The organism is Geofilum rubicundum JCM 15548 (genome assembly GCF_000974365.1).
GTDB lineage: Bacteria > Bacteroidota > Bacteroidia > Bacteroidales > Marinilabiliaceae > Geofilum > Geofilum rubicundum.
Genome location: NZ_BAZW01000003.1, coordinates 174,399 through 198,678, shown reverse-complemented (window position 1 = coordinate 198,678; position 24,280 = coordinate 174,399). Strand labels below are relative to the sequence as shown.

Annotated in this window: 26 protein-coding genes and 1 pseudogene; 5 read left to right on the top strand and 22 right to left on the bottom strand. The window is 43.4% G+C overall.

All coding sequences use genetic code 11. From position 1 onward, the window contains the following. Nucleotides 1–11 precede the first annotated feature (11 nt). From cas8a1 to JCM15548_RS03050, 7 genes are all read right to left on the bottom strand, one after another. Nucleotides 12–1,436: a type I-B CRISPR-associated protein Cas8b1/Cst1 gene (gene cas8a1 / locus JCM15548_RS03080; protein WP_062122403.1), complete on the bottom strand. Its 1,425-nt coding sequence runs from the start codon at nt 1,434–1,436 to the stop codon at nt 12–14. A gap of 65 nt (nt 1,437–1,501) precedes the next feature. After that, nucleotides 1,502–2,269, bottom strand: a complete 768-nt coding sequence (cas6, locus tag JCM15548_RS03075) for a CRISPR-associated endoribonuclease Cas6 (RefSeq protein WP_062122402.1) — start codon at nt 2,267–2,269, stop codon at nt 1,502–1,504. Between the two features lie 99 nt (nt 2,270–2,368). Then, entirely contained in the window at nt 2,369–3,271 is a 903-nt protein-coding gene (locus JCM15548_RS03070) for a helix-turn-helix transcriptional regulator (protein ID WP_062122401.1), read from the bottom strand. A 140-nt stretch (nt 3,272–3,411) separates the two neighbouring features. Next, a complete protein-coding gene (locus JCM15548_RS03065; RefSeq protein WP_062122400.1) occupies nt 3,412–3,999 on the bottom strand; it encodes a CDP-alcohol phosphatidyltransferase family protein in 588 nt (195 codons plus the stop codon). Between the two features lie 27 nt (nt 4,000–4,026). After that, nucleotides 4,027–4,701 (bottom strand): diacylglycerol/polyprenol kinase family protein, encoded by a 675-nt coding sequence (locus JCM15548_RS03060; protein ID WP_062122399.1) that lies wholly within the window; start codon nt 4,699–4,701, stop codon nt 4,027–4,029. A 22-nt stretch (nt 4,702–4,723) separates the two neighbouring features. Next, nucleotides 4,724–5,443, bottom strand: coding sequence for a phosphatidate cytidylyltransferase (locus JCM15548_RS03055; protein ID WP_062122398.1), 720 nt, complete (start codon nt 5,441–5,443; stop codon nt 4,724–4,726). Nucleotides 5,444–5,467: 24 nt separating this feature from the next. Continuing rightward, complete coding sequence (locus JCM15548_RS03050; RefSeq protein ID WP_062122397.1) at nt 5,468–6,250, bottom strand: sulfite exporter TauE/SafE family protein; 783 nt, start codon at nt 6,248–6,250, stop codon at nt 5,468–5,470. Nucleotides 6,251–6,556: 306 nt separating this feature from the next. Between JCM15548_RS03050 and JCM15548_RS03045 the strand changes: the two genes are divergently transcribed. Together JCM15548_RS03045 and JCM15548_RS03040 are read left to right on the top strand one after the other, a co-directional pair. Continuing rightward, complete coding sequence (locus JCM15548_RS03045; RefSeq protein WP_062122396.1) at nt 6,557–7,327, top strand: class I SAM-dependent methyltransferase; 771 nt, start codon at nt 6,557–6,559, stop codon at nt 7,325–7,327. Between the two features lie 96 nt (nt 7,328–7,423). Continuing rightward, on the top strand, nt 7,424–8,101 hold the full coding sequence (locus JCM15548_RS03040) for a type 1 glutamine amidotransferase (protein ID WP_062122395.1): 678 nt from the start codon (nt 7,424–7,426) through the stop codon (nt 8,099–8,101). 101 nt (nt 8,102–8,202) lie between these two features. Here the strand turns inward: JCM15548_RS03040 and JCM15548_RS03035 are convergent, their stop codons facing one another. The 15 genes and pseudogenes from JCM15548_RS03035 to JCM15548_RS02975 all read right to left on the bottom strand — a co-directional run bounded on the left by JCM15548_RS03035 (nt 8,203) and on the right by JCM15548_RS02975 (nt 22,001). Next, a complete protein-coding gene (locus JCM15548_RS03035) occupies nt 8,203–9,504 on the bottom strand; it encodes an L-cysteine desulfidase family protein (RefSeq protein WP_062122394.1) in 1,302 nt (433 codons plus the stop codon). Nucleotides 9,505–9,625: 121 nt separating this feature from the next. Further along, nucleotides 9,626–10,965: pseudogene (locus JCM15548_RS03030) on the bottom strand (glycoside hydrolase family 1 protein). A 52-nt stretch (nt 10,966–11,017) separates the two neighbouring features. After that, entirely contained in the window at nt 11,018–12,808 is a 1,791-nt protein-coding gene (locus JCM15548_RS03025) for a glycoside hydrolase family 53 protein (protein WP_062122393.1), read from the bottom strand. A 7-nt stretch (nt 12,809–12,815) separates the two neighbouring features. After that, a complete protein-coding gene (locus tag JCM15548_RS03020; protein WP_062122392.1) occupies nt 12,816–13,511 on the bottom strand; it encodes a T9SS type A sorting domain-containing protein in 696 nt (231 codons plus the stop codon). 123 nt (nt 13,512–13,634) lie between these two features. Continuing rightward, nucleotides 13,635–14,513, bottom strand: coding sequence for a DUF4249 domain-containing protein (locus tag JCM15548_RS03015; protein WP_062122391.1), 879 nt, complete (start codon nt 14,511–14,513; stop codon nt 13,635–13,637). Nucleotides 14,514–14,517: 4 nt separating this feature from the next. Then, on the bottom strand, nt 14,518–14,745 hold the full coding sequence (locus tag JCM15548_RS21490; RefSeq protein ID WP_157482379.1) for a hypothetical protein: 228 nt from the start codon (nt 14,743–14,745) through the stop codon (nt 14,518–14,520). Beyond that, on the bottom strand, nt 14,705–16,162 hold the full coding sequence (locus JCM15548_RS21485) for a TonB-dependent receptor plug domain-containing protein (RefSeq protein WP_157482377.1): 1,458 nt from the start codon (nt 16,160–16,162) through the stop codon (nt 14,705–14,707). Before JCM15548_RS21485 ends, JCM15548_RS21490 begins: the two co-directional genes overlap by 41 nt. Before the next feature lie 2 nt (nt 16,163–16,164). Continuing rightward, on the bottom strand, nt 16,165–16,869 hold the full coding sequence (locus JCM15548_RS21480; protein ID WP_157482375.1) for a carboxypeptidase-like regulatory domain-containing protein: 705 nt from the start codon (nt 16,867–16,869) through the stop codon (nt 16,165–16,167). A 255-nt stretch (nt 16,870–17,124) separates the two neighbouring features. Next, nucleotides 17,125–17,472 (bottom strand): hypothetical protein, encoded by a 348-nt coding sequence (locus JCM15548_RS03005; RefSeq protein WP_157482373.1) that lies wholly within the window; start codon nt 17,470–17,472, stop codon nt 17,125–17,127. Further along, on the bottom strand, nt 17,430–17,804 hold the full coding sequence (locus JCM15548_RS03000; protein ID WP_157482371.1) for a hypothetical protein: 375 nt from the start codon (nt 17,802–17,804) through the stop codon (nt 17,430–17,432). The genes JCM15548_RS03005 and JCM15548_RS03000 overlap by 43 nt, the downstream gene beginning before the upstream one ends. 85 nt (nt 17,805–17,889) lie before the next feature. Next, nucleotides 17,890–18,402 carry a hypothetical protein gene (locus JCM15548_RS02995; protein WP_062122388.1) on the bottom strand — a complete coding sequence of 171 codons (513 nt, stop codon included), beginning with the start codon at nt 18,400–18,402 and terminating at the stop codon, nt 17,890–17,892. 46 nt (nt 18,403–18,448) lie between these two features. Beyond that, the gene (locus tag JCM15548_RS02990; protein WP_157482369.1) at nt 18,449–19,657 is read right to left on the bottom strand and encodes a hypothetical protein; all 1,209 of its coding nucleotides are present in this window, start codon (nt 19,655–19,657) and stop codon (nt 18,449–18,451) included. Beyond that, nucleotides 19,638–20,204 (bottom strand): hypothetical protein, encoded by a 567-nt coding sequence (locus JCM15548_RS02985; protein ID WP_062122386.1) that lies wholly within the window; start codon nt 20,202–20,204, stop codon nt 19,638–19,640. Before JCM15548_RS02985 ends, JCM15548_RS02990 begins: the two co-directional genes overlap by 20 nt. A gap of 4 nt (nt 20,205–20,208) precedes the next feature. Continuing rightward, entirely contained in the window at nt 20,209–20,781 is a 573-nt protein-coding gene (locus JCM15548_RS02980; protein WP_062122385.1) for an RNA polymerase sigma factor, read from the bottom strand. A gap of 107 nt (nt 20,782–20,888) precedes the next feature. Further along, nucleotides 20,889–22,001 (bottom strand): AI-2E family transporter, encoded by a 1,113-nt coding sequence (locus JCM15548_RS02975; protein ID WP_062122384.1) that lies wholly within the window; start codon nt 21,999–22,001, stop codon nt 20,889–20,891. A gap of 184 nt (nt 22,002–22,185) precedes the next feature. Here JCM15548_RS02975 and JCM15548_RS02970 point away from each other — a divergent pair, with 184 nt between their 5' ends. The 3 genes from JCM15548_RS02970 to JCM15548_RS02960 are packed head-to-tail and all read left to right on the top strand — an operon-like array spanning nt 22,186 to nt 24,259. Beyond that, nucleotides 22,186–23,466, top strand: a complete 1,281-nt coding sequence (locus tag JCM15548_RS02970; RefSeq protein WP_062122383.1) for a lipopolysaccharide biosynthesis protein — start codon at nt 22,186–22,188, stop codon at nt 23,464–23,466. 29 nt (nt 23,467–23,495) lie between these two features. Then, nucleotides 23,496–23,954 carry a polysaccharide lyase gene (locus JCM15548_RS02965; RefSeq protein ID WP_062122382.1) on the top strand — a complete coding sequence of 153 codons (459 nt, stop codon included), beginning with the start codon at nt 23,496–23,498 and terminating at the stop codon, nt 23,952–23,954. After that, on the top strand, nt 23,879–24,259 hold the full coding sequence (locus JCM15548_RS02960) for a polysaccharide lyase (protein WP_369403668.1): 381 nt from the start codon (nt 23,879–23,881) through the stop codon (nt 24,257–24,259). Before JCM15548_RS02965 ends, JCM15548_RS02960 begins: the two co-directional genes overlap by 76 nt. The last annotated feature ends 21 nt before the right edge of the window (nt 24,260–24,280 follow it).

Sequence of the window (24,280 nt, the reverse complement as noted above, 5' to 3'; positions counted from 1 at the left end):
ATTTTTTTGGTTTATTCGTTAGTAATTTCATTTTCAATTTCTGATTCCAATTCTATTTTTAATTCCTCAGATATTAATTCCCTTTCATGCATTTCCTGATAAACCGCAATTAACAAAAGATCTCTAATTTCAGCCCAAAAGGAACCATCAGGAAATAAATAATTTATGTAATCATCCAACGAGACAATTGGATTCTTGTTTCCTGTAGAATAGTTCGCTGAAACCACGTCTTTTAATATAAAACGCCGCAAGGCCGCTGCGTTTTTGGCACCATCCAATGCCTTAATCCGCTTTTTAATTTTATCTGAGTCTTCTTCTCTGACCAGAAATGCTGCCAATTCTTTAATCTTGCTAATGGTTTCTTTTTTCATACCTATAATGTTTTGTTGATATATTGCTACTATTTCAAAGCTAAACGAGTGCTTGCGTGACCATCTAAGAAAATACATTCTGATATTTTCACCATTTAAGAGCTTATTATATACCACATTAAGCCATTGTCTATAATCGGTCTGATCAATAATCTCAATCTTTTTCGATTTTACATATTCAAATTTTTCAGTTTGATGATTGTATTTAGCCCCTTTATGCTGGCCATCAAAATAATTTGACCGAACAAACTTTTGCCAATCCTCACGAAATTTAGGTTGCATACAAGTTCTATAAAAAAGAAACACTTTTGCAGGAAGTTGATACAACTGAATTTCCGGACTTGCACCGAAGTTCGTAAAATGGTAAAGAGTTAATGAGGGAATAGCCTTTCCATCTCCAAAATCCTGAATTTTAGAAAGCGCATAATCAATAAAATAGAATATGGAGTTAGCTGGCTTATTTAAATCTGATTTTGCCACTCCTTCGGAAAGACCAATTCCAATATCATGAAGATTTTTTTCAACAGTAAGCTTTACAAACAAATTGCTAAGATTCTTATTACTGCTCTGTAACAAACTGATTCTTCCTTGCAGTTGCTGGCATGCAAATGGAACAAAGTGAATTCGAATCAGAGCTTCTTTTGAAAGGGAAATCCCCTTTTGGAAAAAGTGATGAAAATTAATTAAGGTTCCTGATCCTGTCATTATAGAGTTGTCCCGGCCACCAAAAAACAATTTAGTTTCTTGTCCGGTAATACGACAGAAACCAACTTCAGAAGAGTGCGTCTCGTTAACCATTCCTTCAAAGTATTTGTTTGTTTCATCGATTTTTTTTTGTCCTTGAAAAGCGGCTTGCGTAACTTTAGAATTGAGAAAAAAGGCATGCAGTTTTCCTCCCCATTTCTCAACATATATTTTTGTAATGTATTCGATTAATTCAAGAATATCCTTTTCAGGAAATTTCTCCGAAAGGTATTCAATGGCATAACCTCCTGCATCAGCAAACGGGTCACCAGTAGACCTTGTAAGCCACTCATAATCAACTTTATTATAATTCTGCTTCATACTAATTCGTTTATAATGGGGTTATATCCCAAATCAAATAGGATTTAAAACTTTAATCCACAAGACTACTTCGGCACCTCTACCCATCCAAACCCGCTGGCACTTTTCTCGCTTATTCCAGCATTCCAAATCATTTGGTGCACTGCGGGGGCAGCAGCTAATTCAAAATCAAATATATTCCCTACTACACGGGTTTCTTCCTTGGTGCCGGGTTTTAATAAAAAGCCTGAGCGCTTAAATGGTGTGGTTATTTTCAAACTGATATCGCCTGGCTCTTCTAACCGGGTACTTTTATACTTTTCTGCAATATGCTTAACGGCTAATTCTTCAAAATCCGAATCATCAGGGGACAGGTATTTGGCATGTTTCCGCCCTTCTGGCTGTATACTTACGACCCAAGGGCTTTGTAACTGATATCTCACAACAGGTAAAAACGCGGGACTTGTCAGGCCTTCTACATTGCTGACTTTAAAATCAATTCCGTTAAACTTATCACCCAGATAAAAATCTTGCAACATAAACAGTCCCTTTATAAAATTCCCTACTATCTCATGGACATCAAAAGCTAATTGCAGGTGTATCTCGCGTTTATTTATCTCAAACAGCCCCTTGTCTTTCCACATTACCGGTCTTCCAAAACTGAGTCTTGAGAAACAAAAGAGTTTATAGAGTTTGACCTCTGAATTCCCGTATCCCTTTTCATGCAAAAATTTTGCAAATTCAGAATCCGCCTGTCTTAAAACTTTATACACCCATGCACTTATGTAATATTGATAGTCCATTGGTAGCATCCGCTGTTTACCAACTCGTGTAAATGTTAATTCAAATCTCATTCAATTTATATTTTTACAACTCATAATAAAAACTCATTACTTATTAGCCTTAACATAAATTCACCCTCCAAACCTACTTACCCAAAATGCCAACTGGTGTCATTTTAAAAAAGAATTCATCTTTTTTTGAATAAAAAGTTTGAGAGCTTCCGGTTCGTGGATGGTTACCTCATCGCAGAGGCCCAAAACAAAGCGGCCAACGCCTTCGAGGCTGAACACGGTGGCCTGGTATTCGTATTGCGAGGGAGCCACTTCTTTTATGTGGCCTTCGGCCAGAGGGAATTCTTCTTTCAGGAGTTCGCAGGCCCGCAGGGTGAGGGAAAGACGAACGGGGATGCGTTCTTCTGTGCTCATCCGGAAATGGTCCATTTCTGCCTCCTGATGGCTGTCTGGATGCTCCCATAATTCATTCAACATTTCTACAGAAGCGATGCGCGAATTTTTGAAGATCTTATTTTGCCCGCTTTCAAGGTCATAAGCCCAAATGGAGACGTAGTTGGTGGTGAATTTATAGGGTTCTACCAGTCGGTTGGATTGTTTGCTGCTGTTGGCCGATTGGTAATTGTGTAAAACGACCTTTCGGCGTTGCTCAATGGCTTTGATCAATTGATGAATATTGTTCGAGTGCTGCTGTTTGACCAGAATATTGGCGACTACCGGCGACTTATAAAGGGCGAAAAGCTTTTGAATAAGGTTCTGCTTAATGGTATTCTCGTTGGATATGGCATGGATGGCATTGTAGAGAATCTGGGCTTCTTCACGGGAGAAATGCACCAATTCACTCAACTCTTTAAAGTATGGCGACTGTTTATCGATGAAATAGAGCCCGTTGACGGGACGGGGGATAATAAAACCCGCGTCACGGATGGTTTTAAGGTATCGTTGGGTGGTGCGTGGGGTAAGGTCCAAACGATCGCTTATCTGGTTTATACTGTATTTAATGCCGCTGGATAACAGCATAATAATTTCTAGAAGGGAGGATAATTTGGGCTGATCCGGCATAAGGTGACAGGTAAAAAGATTTCACAAAAGTATACAGCTATAAATATACTTTAAATAAACCGAAAAACATTGATTTTTATCAACCCTAAAAGAGGTTTCTCCTGATCCACCAGCGATAAAAGAAAGGATGCCACAAGGCCTCATCCCCCCTCCCTCATCAACCAGTATAAGCCTTTAACGCCTATGCGAATATCATCGAGTTTGAGCAGAACCAAAATCTTTTCGGTATAAGCGATGGCGCCCCAACCTATGGCCAGGTAATAAAACCAGGGGTAAAAACCGAAGACAAAAAGCACAAAAAAGAAAAGGCCCTGCAAGTAACCGGCGGTAACAGCTGAGTAAAGGTGGAGGCCGGGAATTTTTCCGAATCGCAGAAAGGATACAAGGTAGCTGGCGACAAATACCGTCAGGAATATCCACAGAATCCAGGCATGGGGTTCTATAACGGACCACTTAAATAAAAATAATCCCAGCAGTGCCATGGCATAGGTGAGAATATCGCCCAAATTATCCAGTGCCGCTCCAAAATTGGTCTGTAACTTTAACAAGCGGGCCAGACTGCCATCAATAATGTCGGTCACCAGACTTATGCAAAGCAAAACAACGAACCAACTCTCCTGCCCGGTCAGGGCCATATAAAAGATGACCGGAAACACCAGTACCCGGTATAAACTAAAGGCGTTGGGGAGATTCAGAATATTTTCCCCTTTGTACATAATTCTCTTCATACCAAATTTCTTTCTTTTAACAATGCTTTAAAGCAACCACAGCAAAACCAAAATAACACTCAAAGGAATGGTCAGATTGTCAGATCCCCGCCAGCTGAACAACTCTGCCAGGGTACTGACCAGAGCTACTGACAGGGCCACATAAAAGGTTTTTATGTCAAACAATTCACGATTAAAATACAGGGCAATCAGACTGATGATCAAACTTGAACTGAAAAAGGCGGCTGAACCCAACCAGGTCTTATCGAAGCGATGTCCGATCAATTTAATTTGTCCGTTAAACTTCTCCACATTGAGTCCCAAAAGGGCAGCGGCCGGATCGGAAATGGCCAAAATCAGCATGGCCAGAATGTGCAGAAACTTATGCTCAAAATGCCAGGATAAATAAAAGGATAAAAAAATTCCCAGAGGTAACAAATAACTGCCGATCGACTTTCGTTGGATGTCGTGAATGGATTTTAAATATTTGCTATGCTGGGTAATAAGCAAGGCCAAAAAAAAGAGAACCGCCAGTGCCAGCACGTACCAAGGTGAATCAAAAATATAGGGAAAGGGCACCGTAGCCAGCGTGGCTGTTAAATGGGCAAACTTACGCGTCACCTCTCCTTTCAGATTCAGTCGCCGGTAATTCATCTCATTAAACAATAAGAGCAATGAAATGCCTATCAAATAAAAAAATGCCAGTAAAAGAATATTATCCATTTCAATTCCTGTTTTCAATTGCTTAAAAATAGGTCACCAGCGCCACCCATGCCCCTCCTGCCAGCAGACTATCAAAACGATCCAAAAGGCCTCCATGTCCGGGCAACACTTTGCTAAAATCTTTCACTCCATAACGGCGCTTAAAATACGAAGCAGCCAAATCGCCCCAGAAGGCAAAAAACATGATGCCTGCTGCCAAAGCCAAAGCATCCCAGATATCTGCGCCATATAATTGTCGAAGCCAAAACACACTCAATAAGGCCGTCACTCCGCCCCCAATGAAACCTCCCATTGTTTTATTCGGACTAACACTTGGGGCCAGTTTTCTTTTACCAAAAAGCTGTCCGCTGATCTGACTGAAGCTGTCAAAAATGGACAACACCAAAAACGCAAACAGCATCAACCCTGCTTCTAATCGACTGAAATAAAGCAAGCATAAGGCCAGACAAGCATAAACAAGCAGGGCTATGGTGAAAAACATCTTTTGGCGATAACCTCCACGTTTAAAAACAAACACCAGCTCTGCCATGCCTCCGATCACTATTAATCCTGCCAGCCAATCAAACCAGACGGGTGTCATCACCATACTGAAGAACAACAGATTTACCAGCAGAAAATAGACCCCAAACTTCACATAGCTTTGCCGGGCCTCAGCAGCAGGTTTGCGTCGGTTAATAAAGAAAAAGCCAAGTGCCCCCAACAAAAAATAACCTATAATAATCCAATAAATGGTTTGTATCATTTCTTCCTTTCAAAATTAGATTTCTTAACCCAGGATCATCAAAACACCAATCAACAGCATGACCAATGCATAGCCATATCGAACAAGAGGTTCTGTCTTTTTTGAGCGATCAGAAAAGACCAGTACTCTTGGTCCCAAAAGCGCCCCCAAGGCCGAGCCTGCCGTTAAAAATGCCACCAGCGTCAGGTCAACGGTTCCCAATAAAAAATGGGTACTCGCCGCAAATGCGGTATTAACCAGGACAATTAAAATGGAAGTACCTACCACGACCTTCAGTGTCATCTGCATCGAAAACAGGCCCGCCATAACTGGTGCCGTTCCACTCACACCAAAGGTTCCGGTAATACCTCCAGCTAAAAAACCGTAAAAAACACTTTTCATATGGCGTCTGGACGAACCCTTTGATGAAAGGGATCGAGATCGGTTCCATGTATCCCAAAACAATTTGATGGCCATGACGCCGGCATATATCCCGAATCCCAGTTTTAATTGAAACGAGGTGAGACTTTGCGACACCATGGCGCCGCCAAAAGCTCCTGCCAGTCCGGCCAAAGCAAAAACCCAGCCCACCTTGATATCCACATGCCCCTTTCTAAAATGAGCGAATGAACCAACCAGGCAGACCGGCAAGGTGGCCACCAGAGTGGTTATGACAGCCATTTGTGCAGGCACACCCACCAAAAGCGTCAGCACCGGCAGAAAAACAAATCCGCCCCCTCCTCCCAACAATGAACCAAAGAGTCCCACCAAAAAGCCAATCATCGGCAACAGGTAATACACGGGTTCAATGGAAGAATAGTACCACATAAAATTTATTGGCGAATGTTTTAATTCAACAGCAAAATTGCAAAGGAATAGCCGGCATATACCAGCCTATCATGCTCAAAAACTCAAGTTAAGGGAAATTTTCAAAAATCACCTAAAAAACCATTGTCCTTTTAAAATAAAAGCATCAAATTTGTAACACTAAAAAACTTTGGATGTTTATTACTAAAATGGATTTGGTGAGGTAAATAACCTTGGATTTCTCTGAGGTTATCCATAATTATTTCGGGGCATTTTCTTGTCCCCTAAATGACCATGTCCATATATTAAACATTCAATTGAAATACCATGAGTAACAATAATTCTTCGATTCACGCATTCGAACTTCAATTAATCTGTGAATATTTTTCCAATGTAAAAAGGCAGGGACCGGGGAGTCCTGAAGTCACCCTTAAAGCTTTGAGCTTTATAGATGGGCTCACAAAAGAATCACAAATAGCCGACATTGGTTGTGGCACCGGGGGACAGACCATGGTCTTGGGAAAACAGGCACCAGGCTCTATTACCGGCATCGATCTTTTTCCACGTTTCATCGAGTTATTTAATCAAAATGCGCTGGAAGCGGGGTTAACAGAAAGGGTCAAAGGCCTTGTCGGTACTATGGAAAACCTGCCCTTTGAAGAAGAGGAGCTGGACCTAATCTGGTCAGAAGGCGCCATTTACAATATCGGCTTTAAAAGAGGATTGGAAGAATGGCGAAAATTCATAAAGCCAGGCGGGTATATCGCTGTCACCGAGGCAGTGTGGTTCACCGAAAAGCAGCCCGAAGAAATCAGCACCTTTTGGCAAGCCTATCCGGAAATAGATACCATCCCAGTTAAGGTCACGCAGATGCAAGCGGCAGGATATTTGCCTGTGGCTGCGTTTATTTTACCGAAGGATTGCTGGACCGACCATTTTTTTAAGCCTCAGGTGACAGCTCAGGAACTGTTCCTAAAAAAGTACCGGGGCAATTCAACGGCAGAAGACCTGATTGCTTATCTTAAGCATGAGGCAGTGCTGTACGATAAGTATGGCGACTTCTATGGCTATACCTTCTTCATAGGGAAGAAAATCTAGGCTGAAAGCGAGCGGTCTGACTATTTTTGAATAATCAGACCGCTTCATTTTTCACTATCTTTACATGAGAATAATTAGTCTGCAAAGAAATTCAATATGCACATTCATTACTTACAACATGTCGATTTTGAAGGCCCCGGTTATATCGAGCAGTGGGCCAAAGACCAAGGCCATCTATTGAGTGGCACCAAGTTATATGATAAGGAACCACTACCAGACCTTCAAGAAATAGATCTGCTTGTTGTCATGGGTGGCCCAATGGGGGTTTCTGATGAAGAACAGCATCCCTGGCTGAAAGAAGAAAAGGCCTATATCAGTCGCGCCATTGCCATGGATAAACGTGTACTCGGTATTTGTCTGGGCGCCCAATTACTGGCCCATGTACTTGGAGCTGAAGTGGCACGAGCGCCACATACAGAAATCGGCTGGTTTCCGGCAACGCTTGAAAACACCCATCCCTTATTGGCCGATCTCCCTGAGTCCTTTGTGGCTTTTCACTGGCATGGTGACATGTTTGACATACCCAAAGGCGCTCTACACATTTTCAAGAGTGAAGGCTGCCCCCACCAGGGATTTATTTACCGCGACCAGGTTGTTGGTTTTCAGTTTCATTTTGAAACCACCCCGGAATCCCTGTCCGCTCTGCTGGCAAGCGATAACGTAGATGACTATCAGGAAACCTATGTCCAAAGCTCTGAGCAAATCCGAAAGACCCATCACTGTCTGCAACTGAACAGCTACTTGTCAGATATTCTTACCCGCTTGACAGAGTAAGCCACTCACAAGGCTTTGCCCATTTGCGCATCAAAAATTTCACACGAAGGTTGATATTGTCATTTTTAATTCATGGATAAAGGGCTATTTTCAAATGGAGGTTATCCCCGAGTATCCTGCTTTTTATTGACCATGATATCCAGAACCATTTTATCGGTTTGGGTCATGCCCTCTGAGCCTATGTCGGTCAGATTCCTTATGGTTTGGTCCACATCATTATCGGTAATGCCCTCCAGAGCGGAAACCACCTTATTGTCCATGGCCATCATGGAAGAGAAAATAGCTGCTGATACGGCGCTGGACACTTTAAGTGCACAACTGGGTTTGGCGCCATCGCAAATGACTCCGGTCATATTGCCAATCATGTTTTTGACCGAAAAGGCTATTTGCTCTCTGCTGCCACCCATCAAATAAGTCATGCCGCACGATGCGCCAATACCGGCAACGGTTACACCGCAGAGACCCGACAAGCGGCCCAGGCCGCGTTTAATGTAAATAACCATCAGGTTACTGAGGGCGAGGGCACGAACCAATTGCTCCCTGGACTTATTCATCTCTTCGGCAAAGACCACTACCGGCAAGGTGGCGGTTATCCCCTGATTGCCACTTCCTGAGTTGCTCATAACCGGAACCATGGCACCGGCCATACGCACATCACAAGCCGAAGCGGTAACGGCTACCAAACGATTATAAATGCTACTTCCCATGATGTCCTGAAAAGAGGAACTCTGTAATACCCGGGCCACTGAATGACCAAAAGGTCCCTTCAGCGACTCTTTGGCAGCTGATTTATTCAACTCGGCTGCTTCCAGAATAAATTCAAGGTCTGTCAGCGCAGTTTCTGTCGCAAAATCATAAATGGTATCAAAGGACAATTCTACCTCATCTGTTTCAGCTTTTCTGAAACGGCCATTGCTCATTTCATCCAAAAGAACAGCTCCGTTGGCTTCAACATAAGTAATATGATTGTGACTACCACAAATTATAACCTTTGAATGGCTTTGGTTACCATAACAGTGCACTTCAATATAGAGCTTATCGGGAACATCTTCCTTTAATTGGACAGAACTAATTTGTGCAGCCACCAACTCCTTGGCTTGTGCCAATACCTCCGGATTCAAATCTTTTAAAACCTCCAATCCGTAGTCCGACTTGCCCACAACAATTCCCAAGGCTATGGCGATGGGTAAACCAATCATACCGGTACCGGGAATCCCCACCCCCATAGAGTTTTTCAGAATATTCCGGCTCAGAAACACCTCCGCCTTCACAACCCTTTCACCCAACACTTCTCTGGCTTTGGTTACAGCCAATGCCACAGCCACCGGTTCCGTGCAGCCAATGGCCGGAACAACTTCCCGTTTGATAAGGGCCAAAATGGCATCCCGATTTTCTTTGTTCATGCGCAGACAAATAATTCATTAATCATCCGGGATATCGTAAGGTATCCAAACATCCCCACAGCAAAAATGGAACATTTTAGATAAATGGAGCATGACTTTCGACATTAGTCGTCATAACCAGCTACTCATTGTCTGTAAGAAAATCCCTGAACCAGGCACCAGAAGCCTTTAGGGTGCGCTTTTGCGTTTCAAAATCATTATAAACCAACCCAAACCGGGGCTGAAAACCTTCCCGCCACTCGAAATTATCAACCAGCGTCCACACAAAATACCCGGTAACCGGAACGCCTCTTTGTATGGCGCCTTTGACCTGTTTCAGCATTTTTTGATGGTACTTTTTTCGCAGCGCATCGTTCACCTTATCTCCTCTTAAAAAATCGGTATAGCAAACACCACTTTCCGTGAGCACAATCTGTTTGATACCATCGTAGCCCATATAAAAATCCAGCAGATGCGACAACCCTTTTGGATAGGCGTCCAGTCCCATGCTGGTCAGCTTCTTTTTTCTCTGGCTTGGCGGCACCTCAGTGGCAAACAAAACAGGAGGAAACAAGCTGAACCGGGCCACCACCCTAAAATAATACTGTAGACCGATAAAGTCAAAGTCGAACGGCAAACGCTCAGCATCTCCGGGCTTAAAACAGGATTTGATAATATTGAGTGCCGGCATTATATCGGTGGGGTAACCAAGCCCCAGAAGTGGCTCAATAAAGAATCGATTGAGCAAGGCCTCCACCCGTTTGGCTGCCCGCTTATTAAAAAACAATTGATTGGTGGATTTCACATAGGAGCAGGATAAAGCCACACCGACTACCGCATTTTCCACATTTCGCCGAACCATCCGTCCCCCCTCTGCCATGCAAAGCGTGGATGGTGTGCGGCTTTCATAAAATTACCAATACCATTGCGACCAGGGGCATGATAGCCGGTAAAATAACCCAATCCTGTAAATGACATAGGCTCATTCATTACAATCCAGTGCTTCACACGGTCACCAAAAGCACTGGTCACCACATCGGTAAAATGCAAAAACCAATCAACCACCTCCCGATTGGTCCAGCCGCCCCTATCCTCCAGAACCTGCGGTAAACCCCAATGATAAATGGTCACCCAGGGCTCCAGCTTATTTTTCACACAGGCATCTATCACCCGGTTATAGAAGTCCAGTCCTTTGGGATTGGGTGTTCCCGTTCCATTCGGCAGAATGCGCGACCAGGCCAGGGAAAACCGAAAGACATCCAGGCCCATCTGGCGGGCCTGCAAAATATCGGCTTCATAGTTATGGTAAAACCCGGCTGTTTCACCGGGCAAATGACCATCATTTATATTTTGAACATCCGATGTAAAGATATCCCAGATGGAGGCCGATTTACCAGCCTCAAAAGCAGCCCCTTCATTCTGAAAGGCGCTGATGGTTACGCCCCATTTAAAAAACTTCCCGAATTGCTTCCTTTTAAGCATATTAAACAACTGTTTTAAAGGACAAAGCTACAGTATTCGGGACAGCCGGATGTTACAAAATCATTATTTTTTCGATCACCATTTGGTTGGCGACGCTCACTCTGACAAAATGCAGACCTTTGTGGGGTGATTGAATATAAGTTTTAGCTTCTGAGGTTTGTCGCCTTTTGATGGTGCGTCCACTAAGATCTAATAGCTCCATTATTGCCGTATCCCGCAATAACAATTCAGGCTTTATCTCAACGCTCACATAATCCTTATAACCCTTAATGCTGATATCTTTTGAACCCACCTCACTTATAGGCGAAATACTATTTGGGATGCCAGAGGCAAAATCAAAATAATCCACTACTGAGGTGAGGTTACCATCAAAATCGAAGAAGGCACAATTTTCCCAGCTGGAACCAACACCCCAAAGATCTTCCATATTTGAAGAAATCCAGGCTGGCTCCCAGTATATGACGCCCATTCCGCCAGCATCCAATATGTTTTGATTCAGTGTGGTTAAAAAATCTTTTTGTCCCTCAACGGTATAAGGAAAACCTTCCAGCGGGTTTTCTGTGTAAATATTGTTGTAATGATCGTTCCAGCCAGTGGTAAACGGGTAGGCCGTCTCCATAATTACAATCTCCTTATTGTACTGCTGCTTCACATTAGATACCAATCCGGGTAAAGCATCAAAAGAAACATCGGTATGCCAAATATGATAATAGGAGAATCCCATTATTTCAAAGTCGGTCACCTTCCCCTGATTGATCACATTCCCGGTCCATGAAGCCAGATTCTTAGGATCCGCCACATGAAGCGCCACGACAATTTCCTTATTGTGTTCCGCCTCAATATCCCGCACGGCTTGGATGCCTGCATTGACCACCTTCCCAAAACTGGCCCATTGGCCATTGTGCACATTAAGTGAAGGAAAACCTGCAGGCGTGTTGGTGATCATCATCCCGTGATTGGTTTCATTGCCAATCTGCACCATTTCCGGCAAAAGCCCCAAAGCTTGCAAGTCGCTTAGTGTAGCATAGGTATAATTATAAACCGAATCACATAAGACTTCCAGACTGGTGATATTTCTCCAGGCGACCGGCACATCCTGGTGCCCGGGATCGGCCCAGGTATCAGAATAATGAAAATCCAGCAATACCTGCATGCCGGCGTTATGAGACCGTTCAATACTACGGGCAACATCCTGAAAACCACTGTAAACAGTAGTAGAGGCACCATAAACATCTTTGACCCAGTCCGGACTGTGCCACAGTCGTATCCGCGAAAGATTGGCTCCCTTGTCGCCCATCAATTGATAGGGATCTGCCTGAACATCATTTTCCTTATATACCCCGCCATGATCTTCTACCTGGTTGATGTAGGACAAGTCCACACCCAAAATATAATCAAAGGATGGTTCTCCAGGTTCGGTCACAATAGGTGCCTCATAACAACCACCATAATAAACCACGTCAAGAATTTTGTTAGTGGCTGGCACGGTGATCATGCGATCACCCTCCCAGCCACCATCTTTTTCATGGGAATTGGCACACTCGACAGGCACTGTTTCACGAAGGTTATCCCAGGCGGCAGTCGGTTTATAATAATAAATATACTGAGCACCACTGGTCAGTGACAGCGTCACCTGGTAAACATCGGTTTCACCTTCCTGTGTCAATGGCGTAAAGGCCCAATCATTGAGCTCTCCTGTAATAAACACACCGCTGGAAACATCCTGTCCCTGCATATTGACCCGAAAGGTTATATCCACCTGTGCATGGGCAGCGGAAAGATTGAGGATCAACGCCATACCAAACAGGAAAATCACTTGCAATGCCTTGTCGATTTTTCTCATAACAGAATCAAAGAAGGATTATTTTTTCAACAGCTATCCAATCTCCCACACGCACCCTGACAAAATAAATGCCTTTACCCGGGGAACTCAATGAAGTCACGGTTTCTCTGGTTTCCAAACTATTCAGAACCCGTCCGTTCACATCCATTACATCTACGACAGCACTATTGCCTGACAATAAATCCGCCTGAATGGTAACCTGAACCTGATCGTTGTAGGCCCTGATGCTGATCCCTGTCGCTTCATCTGCTTTCGGATTAACCACGCTGGTTGTTACGCCATCAACGGCACAACCGCTGTAATATACCACATCCAAAGTGGTGCTTTCTGCGGGTACAATCACCAACCGATCTCCTTCCCAGGGAGCCTCAGTTCCCACACGATCAATGGAATTGGCACATTCGGCGGGTACTTCTTCGCGCGGTCCAGCCCAATCATTCGTGAGTCTATAGTAATAAATATACTGCATGCCACTTTCCAGCGACAGCGTAACACTATAAACGTCTGTTTCTCCTTCCTGTGTTAAGGCGGTAAATTCCCAGGCGTTGAGTTCTCCGGTCATCCATACGCCGTTGGAAACATCCTGTCCCTCCATATTGACCCGAAAGGTAACATCAACCTGGGCATAGGCAGCTGAAAGGCTGAGAGCAGACAACAAACAAAAGAGGAAGAACACTTGCAGTGCTTGGTAAATTTTTCTCATGGTTCGATTTTTTAATAATGGTTAGTATGCTTGAATTTATTAACACAACAAACCTAAATAATCATTAAAAAATCCATTTGTTCCCATCTTTCCATTTGTTATCGAAATCATACTTTTTGCCGCTTATTGGGCCATTTCAAGCATCTCTTCGGCCGTAAATTCATTCACGACAGAATACCGGGAAATGGCATAGGCCGCAAATTGTCCCAAAGCCCCATTGCTGATATTGCTGGGTACATTGGCAGGAGGTCCGGAGAAAAGGGGCGTTTTAACACCGGTTTCCTCCTCCGCTGCATTCACAAAATCGTAGTAGCTTTTTTCAACCATCCATGTTTCCAGTGTCACCACATCTCCGGGAACCAGATTCTCCTCATCATCTTCTGAGTCGAGCGCAAAAATCCACACCCCGTCGGCAAAGCTGCCATCAAAAAAGCGGTCGTCTGTATAACTCATTTTACCATAACGGTCGGAGTACAGCTCCCCATTGATGTATAGATTAAACAGATAATAATTCTCAACGCCGGCCGGGTCATGGGCGTGAAGATTGATTTGCCATAGTTTCCAAATGCGATGAAAGCCGATAGATACCGAATCCGTTTCAATGAGCGGATTTAAATAGCTCTCAGAAGTATAAACTTCCTCCCGGCCATCTCCATTGACATCCACATTGGATATTTCCAGGGAATAGAGGGTGTTTTGGCGACCGAAAAAGGAATCGGACGTGAGATATTCTCCCGGAGCATCATCCGACTCCTGCAAAACAAAGGTGTCGTCCCCATCGGACAAGGTCACCACGGCCCCGCTTACGCGGGGCATGGCTGATTGTCGAAGTAATTGCCCGAAAGATAATTTGACCTTGTGAGCCATGGTATCGGTGGTGATGGCGCCATCCACCACCAGTCGGGGCTGATCACCATTCAGTGACAGTTCAATGTCTTCCTCACAAGCAGTCAGCCACAAACAGCCAACCAACAGAACTGAGCAGTATTTATAAAAACGCATATCCTTAAAATTTAAAATTATAGGTAACAGCCGGAATCACAGAAAACAGATAAAGCTTGGTGGCCTTGGTTTTATAGGCATCATCCTCGTCTTGTTGAAAATTGATGGCCCAGGCATTTTTCCGTCCATAGGCATTGTAAACCGAGAAGACCCATTCACTTTCCCATTTTCGCTCGGGCCGGTTTTTCCCTTTAAGTGTCAGGGATACATCCAGGCGATGGTAATCGGGCATCCGCTCTGCATTTCGTTTGGAATAAATGGGAAGAATGTCTCCCCTGCTCTCGAATCGTCCCACCGAAGGTAACCGGAGAACCCGTGTAATAGATCCAGTTGGCAGAAATTGAAACCCGCTGGCTGGTTCTGTGATTGACCACCACAGAACAATCGTGGGGATGATCATAGGGCGAGAAGTACCAATCGTCCTCAATGATACCGCTCATCTTGCGTTGAGACTTACTCCAGGTGTAACCGACCCATCCGTTCCATCGACCATAATCAAAACGGGTTAAAAACTCCACGCCATAGGCCTGGGACTTCCCAAAGCGCAACTCGCCTTCCAACAATTCATTCAACAGTAGGTCGGCATAGTCTTTAAAATCGATGGAGTTTTGCATCTCCTTGTAAAAAACCTCAACCCCAACATCAAAGGCATCGTTCAAAAAATGACGGAATATACCGGCCGATATCTGATCGGATATTTGGGGTTTCACGTTGGGCGAGGAAGGAAACCACACATCCAACGGCGTAGTTCCGGTAGAATTACTGGCCAGGTGGATGTATTGGCGGGTGCGGGAATAGCTGGCTTTCAGACTGGTTTGATCATTGAGCATATAGGTAATGCCCAGTCGGGGCTCCAGCCCCTGATACGTGTTATACACTTCGCCCTTCTCGTAATTCATGGTGTCGGTGACTTCATAGTCCTGGTCGAATCCATAGGAAGTGGCCTTGCCCATATTCTGAAACACAGACCAGCGCAAACCATATCGCAGGGTGAGTCGCGGACTTATCTTTTGCTTGTTTTCGGCATAAAGCGCATGTTCCAGAGAGTGGCTGGCCGGCATCTTAAGCTCATTAAAGATGGAGGAGCTGCCGGTACCTTTGGCATGCCCCGGAACAATGTTGTGATAAATGGATTGGGCACCAAAAGTGATCTCATTGTTCGGGTTCAGGTAGTAGTTAAAATCAGCCTTGAGACTTAAATCCTGCATGTCTGCTTTCCACTCAAAGCCCTCCACATCTGAACTCTCGTTGCCCAAAAGGTAATTATAATTACTGTGGATAAAGGTCATATTGGAAAACAAGCGGGGCGAATAGACGTGGTTCCACCTCATTGTCAGGGTCCGGTTCCCGAAATCCATCCGTGAAGAATTATTGTCAAAGACATCCCGTCCAAAATAACCACTCACAAAAATCCGGTCGCGGTCGCTGAATGTATGATTCAACTTGGCGTTAAAATCATAGAAATAGAGTTTATTATCCTTCACGGCTTCATCGGAGGACAACGGCAGAAACATATCGGCATAAGTGCGACGGCCGGCCAGAATGAAGGTGGTCTTCTCTGATCCCAAAGGTCCTTCGAGCGTTAACCGGGAAGATATGGTACCTATGCCACCGGTGGCCGATAGTTTTTTAGAATTCCCGTCCTTCATTCTCACATCCAGTACGGAGCCAAACGGCCACCGCTGCGTGCCGGGATGTCACCCTTGTAAAGGTTGACATCCCGGATGGCATCGTTATTAAAGACGGAGAAAAAGCCCATGAGGTGTCCGGCATTGTAAACAATGGCCTCATCGAGCAACACCAAATTCTGGTCGGGATTGCCGCCCCGCACACTAAAACCGCTGGACCCTTCACTGGCTGCCTGTACACCAGGCATCAGTTGCAGCACTTTGATGGCATCTACTTCACCCATTAGAGCGGGGACTTGTTTGATGACATCGGCATGGATCCGCTGCACCCCCATCATGGGATCATCCAGACGGGTGTGCGAATTATTGCCGTAAATTTTGACTTCATTCAGTTCGGCCACCTTGGGGGCCAGACTGACCGTTAGCGAATGATCACCTTCCACCCGTATCCGGTGCTCCTGAGACACATACCCCATAAAACTAAATACCAGCGTCTTCTCTCCTTCCGGGGTGGAAAAGCTATAGAAACCGTAAAGGTTGGAGGCCGTTCCTAAACCACTTTCTTTTTCATATACGGTGGCCCCCAGCAATACTTCACCCGTTTCGGCATCTTTGATGTAACCACTGACAACTGGTTGGCGGGCAGGCGCCTCCGGTTCCTCTGCCACTACTTCTATGGCAAACAAAATGGCCAACAGAAACAGGCCATATAATAATACACGATTCATTTTTCTTCTTTTAATAAATTTAAACCTCAAATTCAGCTATTGACTGGCCTCACAACACACCACAAAGCACTATTAACAAGCATAAAACACTATTAACAAGCATATTAACACTTATTTTCTGTCGGACAATTTAGACAAATATGGACCACCTCAACAACTTATATTGTTAAGAAAAGGTTTCTATTGACCAGCAGTCCGGAAACAATAGCCAGTAAGAAAAGGTTTAGAAATAGTAAGCAGCAGATGGCCCTGCCACTAGAAAAGACCAAATTTAACAACCACACCCACGTTATAAGACCTCATCAAATCGGTGGATGCAATGGGGGTTCCTCCGTAGGCCGTTTCTCCAAATACACTGTTTTTATAATTGAGTTTCACATCAGAAGTGAAGCGGTAACTGCCCACAAGGGCAAATCGCATCCATTCAATGACATTGAATTCAATTTCCACGCCGGGTTCAAAGACAAAGAAGGCATAACTGTCTTCATCCACCTCCCAATTATTATCAAAATCATCGCGTTCGCCCCAGTGTCGGATGTAGCCCACACCACCCGCACCAATCAACACGGGAAAGGAGAGGTGAACAGGGTTAAAAGCACCCACAATGGCTCAATATAAACGCCCCCATAACCTCCGGCAAATTCATATTCATGGTTGAGGTGAACATCATTCACCGGTCTTGAAATGACCGCTTTTCCGCCCAATCCAAAAGCCAGGGAATGATTGATAACGGCCATGGCTCTGGCGCCGACATATACAGCATCCAATTGGTCCACTTGCGTATAACCCATATCAAACCCTCCATATCCACCCACAGAAGTAACATCGGGACTTCCAAACACGGTTCTCATCTTTTCATCTTCGGCCTCCTGACCATGGGCCGTAACGGATAGTAATACCAAACCCAGCAGTATTATACTTAATAGCTTTTTCATCTGCATTTATTTTTTTTACATTATTATTTAAACGAATTGAACTCTATAGGTAACTTTTAATCGCGCGCAATTTTTAAAAGCTGTCTCAAAAAACATAAGCCAGGCCTACTGTATTGTAGGCATTAACCCTGAAATAATCAGGTCCGAAAATCTCAAAATTGGCATTGATATCAAACGAAATAAGAAAGGGGTTCTTCAGCATTCGATATTCAAAACCAACCACTCCGTCAAAGCCCGGGGAAATAAACGTCCGGTTGTAGGTCCGGGGTGCATCAAAGGGCTTAAAAGGATTGTAAACAGAGTAGGAACGGTAAAAAGAAACATGGGTACCATAACCGTAGCACAAAAACCACTTGTCAGAAATTTTTGGAAAGGCGGGTCGTTGGAATATTCTCAGAAAGGAGAGACTTTCCCAATCATCGGCGGTATGAATCCCCACTTCATAACCTTTCTCAAAACCCGTTAGGTGCTTGTAGCTGACCCCCAATCCTGAAAACCCTTTCACCTTGATGGCCTTTTCATAATCCTGAGAGCGGGCAGTACCAACCACCAAGAAAAGAACGAAAAAAACAGAGTATTTAAAAAATATCAATCGCATTGGAAATTCGTTTTAATAATGACACAAAAACAAAAAGCAAGTTGCATCATTGGTGATTAATTTTCAGTTCAGAATCAGAAATATTAATATTGAACTTGTTGGCCGCATCCTTCCTTCCGAAAAAGAAAGTCTCGAAATCCAGATCATTGCGCATTTGGGAGGTGGTTTCTCCCTTTTGCACACTGGCTGGTAAGGAAATGCTCCCCCGGGTTTGCCTGACCCTGGCCCGGTAGGGCAAGGGGTTTAAGAGTGTCAAATTCACATTGCAGGTTTGACTGACAATGTCACATTGTTGAATCGTATGAGTGAGCACCATATGCGTTAATTCACCGTAGGTCAGCTTTAAACTGGCCTGCCTTTCTACTTCCAGAAATTTCAAAGAAGAAAAATAACCGTCGGCAACCACAGAGCCCGCCTTGGCCACTTCAACCTTATCACGTCGCGATGTCAAATCCAAAACATCCACCGATTGGATTTTTATCTCTGACGACCGCCCCTCCAATTGCAACTGCTCCATGTGCTCACCGCTAAAATCAACGAAATTCAGCGATACAACTCCCTTCTTAAGATGGCCAAGGATGGCCTTGCCAAAGGCCAGGGTAAGATTTACTTCTCCATTAAGATCACGCGCCTGAAAATCGCCATTGGATAAATCCACATTCACTTTGCCATCCATGGATGGTAGTACAACATTGCCATATTTATTTGTTATTTTGAGGTTGGCATGGGCAGGCAGGTATATTTTATAGTCAATTCTTGACCGGGAGTCGGACAACGACAGGTTGGCCATCTCCCGTAAATCACGAACCAAAGAAGAATGCCGACTACCAAATACTGTTTCAACAGAAAGGCCGTTTGAAAAAACCTGATAGTCAATATCAATATTATCACGCAGCGTGTTTAAACGGTCCCGGCTTTTCTCAAAAATTTTTCTGGTCACCTCAATTTTCACCGAGTCGCGATCCCAGATGGTGACCAAAACAGAACCATACTTATTATTAACTGCCAGATTAATGCCCGGCTGGGCCGGGTAGGTCTTAACAGACTGCCAGGTATCTTCATACATTTGGGCAGACATTCCACCTGAAAAACCCACCAATAGTAAGAACGTACTGATAACAAAGGGCGAAAAAACCCTGCCCATATAAATCACCTTGTTAAACAGTACCAACCTAAAACAGGCATGTCGCTGTTGAAGGCCCGTCCATTTAAAGCACAAGGCATGGATTATGACTCTACAAACTAAATGTATCATTCTCATCTTCCGTATTATTATCTGTTGAAGTTGGTTCAACAAATTCCAGTATTTGTTCCAGAATTTGAAGTTTCAACCGGTAATTCTGTATCATGGCTGTGAGCACTTCTGAATTGGCCACATCATCGTTCAAATCGGCCTTGAGTTCCTTAAGTGCCAAGTCCAGGGCTTCAAAATCCATTTCTATTTCCTGCTCTATGGCAGGTATTTCAGCCGTTAAGGCCATTACGCGTTCTCTTTTTCTTTCTATCTCGGTCTCATAGAAATAAGTAACATCATTAATTTCTTTACTGACCAATGAGGCCTGCAGGTCTTCGCCCTCAACAGATGAAAAGAAAACCATGTGCAGCCCTGCTGCAACAGATAAAAAGACCAGGGCGACGGCCGCATAGCGCCTGGCATGGTTGAACCATAACTGGCGCTTGCCCGACTGGGAAACATTTACCTCAGAGGCAATTCTATCCCACAGCTGATCGGAAGGCATCTGGCTATCGAATGCCTCCCTGTTGCGCTTGATAAAATCATCGAATGAATTGTGCTTGCCCATATTATTAATTTTTCCCGGGAGTTTGAATTTCACCGGCTTTTAAAATTTCAATTATTTTTTTCTTGCCCCTTAAGAGTTGCGTTTTAGAGGTAGACTCACTGATATTAAGGATTCTGGAAATTTCTTCATGGTCGTACCCCTCTAACATGTACAATGAAAACACCACTCTGTATCCATCGGGCAACAGCCCCATGGCATGTTTAATCCGGTCCACCGAAAGGGCCACCTCAACGTCATCTTCTTCCTGTTCTTCTTCCACCATAACATTGGGGTTGATGCTGCCATAATCCAGTTCCACTTTACGTTTTCTGAGCTCATTGATGCACTTGTTAATGGTAATGCGTTTGAGCCATGCACCAATGGTTGATTCAAACCGAAAGCTATCCAGGCGGGTAAAGGCCTCTATAAAAACTTCTTGCAACATATCCTCGGCCTCGGCACTATTGTTCATCATTCTGCAACAGATATTATACATCGATCGCCCATACAAATGGTATAGCTCACGCTGGGCCTTCGAATTCCCGGTTCGGGCTTTTTCAACTATATCTTTGTGTATGTCAAGTTGTATTGGCGACAAGGATCAATGCTTTTAGGTAAAAGACACCTGCTTTTCAGGAAGGTTGCATCCAACTAAAACAAAAATGGTATAATTTGACAGAAAAGTAGAAAGTGGCGGATAAAAGACTAAAACCAGCCTTTGATTTTTTCGCCCCATTTTTTGAGTAGGCCAGGCTTGTCGTCTTTTTCAGAATCGGTGTAGTTTTTTTCGCCAATCAACAGAGCAAGAGGCTTAAGCTCAATGTACTCCTGGCAAACGACTTTCAACATGGCAGAAAAGGGTAAAAACAAAATCATTCCGGCAACTCCCCATACCGAAGCACCAACAATAATACTTAAAATGGAGGTAAAAGCATTCACTTTCAAATTTCCCCCAACAATCTTTGGGGTCAATAAATTACTTTCAAAAAACTGGACAACCCAAAAGAAAAGAGCAATAGATATGGGCATCCATAGAGAATCATAGGACATAAATGCATAGAGAACAGGAATAGCAGCCCCTATCAGTGTTCCGGCGTACGGAATAATGGCCAGAATGGCCGCTAAAAAACCAAATAAGAAGGGATTGTCAATGCCAATAATCAAAAGTCCGATACTATTCGTAAATCCTAGGACAAGAACAATTATGAACATCCCAAAAAGGTATTGCTGACCAACCTGTTGCACAGATTTAAACATCTTATGGGCTTTATCTTGATGGTTCTCCGGGAAAAATTGTACCAAAGCATTAACCAAACCATCTCTGTATATTAAAATAAGAAACGTAAAGACGATGGAAGTGATCAGTCCGGTAAAAAAGGCAGCTGTACCACTAAAGGTCTGACCAACAAGTGTTCCCACAGAATTACTTAACCCGCTTTTAATTTTTTCCAATAATTCGCCCCTTTCGAGCTCGGGGACAAAAGAAAAGTTTTGATTGATAAACAAGGTGAGATCTGTGAATATCTCCAGAATTTTTTCCTTAAACTCGGTCAGATTCTCCGAGAGGTCAATGATTTGGGTCGAGAAAAGAAAAAGGCCTCCCGCAATGATCAAAAACAAGGACAACATGGAGAGAAATGCAGCGAATATTTTATTCGCTCCCCAGGCTTCAAATTTCTGACATACCGGAAAAAGAATAAACGCCACCAAAAAGGCAAAAGCCAAAGGGATAAGCACTGGTTTAGCCAAAATTAAAATCGCAAAAATGCCAAAAACGGAGGCAATCGTGAAGAACAGGTTTTTAAAGGACAAATGCATCTGTTAAAAGTTTTATATTTCTTGACTAAAAGCAAAGATTATCAATCAAATGTAGGAAATAATTTTCTTAGTTAAACTAAAAAAATATCAGCTAATTTTGATATGTTTGCACAACCGTCTGAAACGATTATCTGATGAATAGGAGGCTAGACCATTGTTTAACTAGTTTTCCGGATCAAATGCCATGTTAAAAAGAATTGCATCCACTTTCATAACAAAAATATTATCAGGTATTATAAATTTGGTAATTGCCGTGTTAATCTCCAACTGGATTGGCGCTGAGGGCAAAGGTGTTCAAGGGCTGTACCTTACCACTTTGACCCTTTCAATAACAGCCCTAAGCATTCTGGGCCTCATGCCATTGACCTATTTATATCCGAGAAAACCCTCCTTAAACTACTATCTGATAGTTTATATTTGGTCGGTCTTCTCATCTTTGGCGTTGTACGTCTTCTTGAGATTGGTCCCCCTGGTGAATGATGATTATGTGGTTTACATCGTTTTCACCAGTTTTATATCATCTCTGGTCAGCAATAACCTTTCAATTTTTATCATCAAGGAGAAAATTGTTTTTTATAACTTGGCCTTGTTTAGTCAGCCATTGTCCCATATTGCTTTTATTTTTGGTTTCTATTGGGTAAAAGGAAGCTTCTCGGTTGAGTATTATATTTATGCCTTACTATTCAGTTACGTCGTTCTTCTCTGCTTTAGTCTCAAAGGTTTTTTTCAATTATTCAAAGAAAAATTAAGCACCGATTACAGCCTTATATGGAAGGATTTTTTCAACATGCTTCGCTATGGTCTGCTGCATCAATCAGCGACCATCATACAATTGATTAGTTTCAGAGGTGCCTATTTTATATTGGATTATTTTTCATCCACCAGCGAGGTAGGTGTTTATTCAAACGCCATTTCCATAACAGAATCCATCTGGATCATTAGTAAAAGTCTTTCCCTGGTGTTCTACTCCCGCATGATAAATACGAAGAAGGCTTTTCACAAATCCGTATTTCAGAATTTCATTTTTGCATCCTTTTGGTTGCAGGGACTGGCCTTTCTTTTTTTGGCACTGATCCCTTCTTCATTTTATATTTACCTGTTTGGCCATGAATTTGAGGAATTAAAATACTTAATCCTGATTCTATTGCCCTCCTCATTGATTTTTGGACAATCCATCATCATCGAGTTCTATTTTGCCTCTATAGGCAAGCATCATGTCAATTTAATCACCAGCTTTATGGGCATGTTTATTATCATTGCGTTATCCATTTGGCTAACCCCTCATTTGTCGGCTTATGGAACGGCCATTGCGACCAATATTGGATATGTTTGCATTCTGATCATACAGAATCACCATATTAAATCCAATCTGGAGACTTCCATATATCAACCCATTTTCAGTCGCGCTGCTTTCGTGAATAATTACAACCTTTTAAAAAATGCCCTTAAAAACACCCCTGTTTAATTCAATTTCATTCATAAAATTTTGTATTTATGAAGATTCAAATTGTTAGTGATTTTGACCAATGCCATGCAGGTTTATTGAAAGAAGCCCACTTGAAAAAAGCCTTTAGTGCCAAAGGGAGTCGTTTAATCCTGGGCAGGTTCGCCCAATTTGTATTAATGTTAAAAAAGCGTGTTGACCAGGTTTCTATTTTTCCTTTCGAAGGAAAAAATGGTATAAAAATAGTCTTCCCCAAAAACAAATATGGCACCTTTCCGGGCTGCAGCTGGAAGGTTCCCTTTGAAAGGCCCGTTGAGCAAGCCAGCCTATCCTATAAAGTTTTTGTTCCCGCGGATTTTGATTTTGTAAAGGGAGGGAAACTGCCCGGACTTGCCGGAGGATCTGCCAACTCAGGCGGTGATATCCCCAATGGATGGATGGATGGAGTGTACGATTTATGTTTAAAGAAAAAGGCACCTTATGTGCCTATTTATACCACGCAGGCATGAAAACCGACTTTGGCGAACATGAATTTCTTAGATGGAACAGTCAACCGGCCCTTTTGGAATGCGGCACCTGGAATACGATAGAACTCCAAATAAAAATGAACGCTCCCGACCAAAGCAATGGTGAAGTCCGCTGTTCCCTGAACCAGAAGGAGGGGTTGGTTCTCAAAAACATATGCTTCAGAAAAACAGAGAACTTAAAAATTGACCAGCTTTTGTTTTCCTGTTTTATGGGCGGCGATGATCCCTCTTATGCCCCCTCTTCATATCAGTTTCTTCTTTTCAAGAATTTTGCCGTTGAGTATTAAACTACGATTGCTCTAAAACCA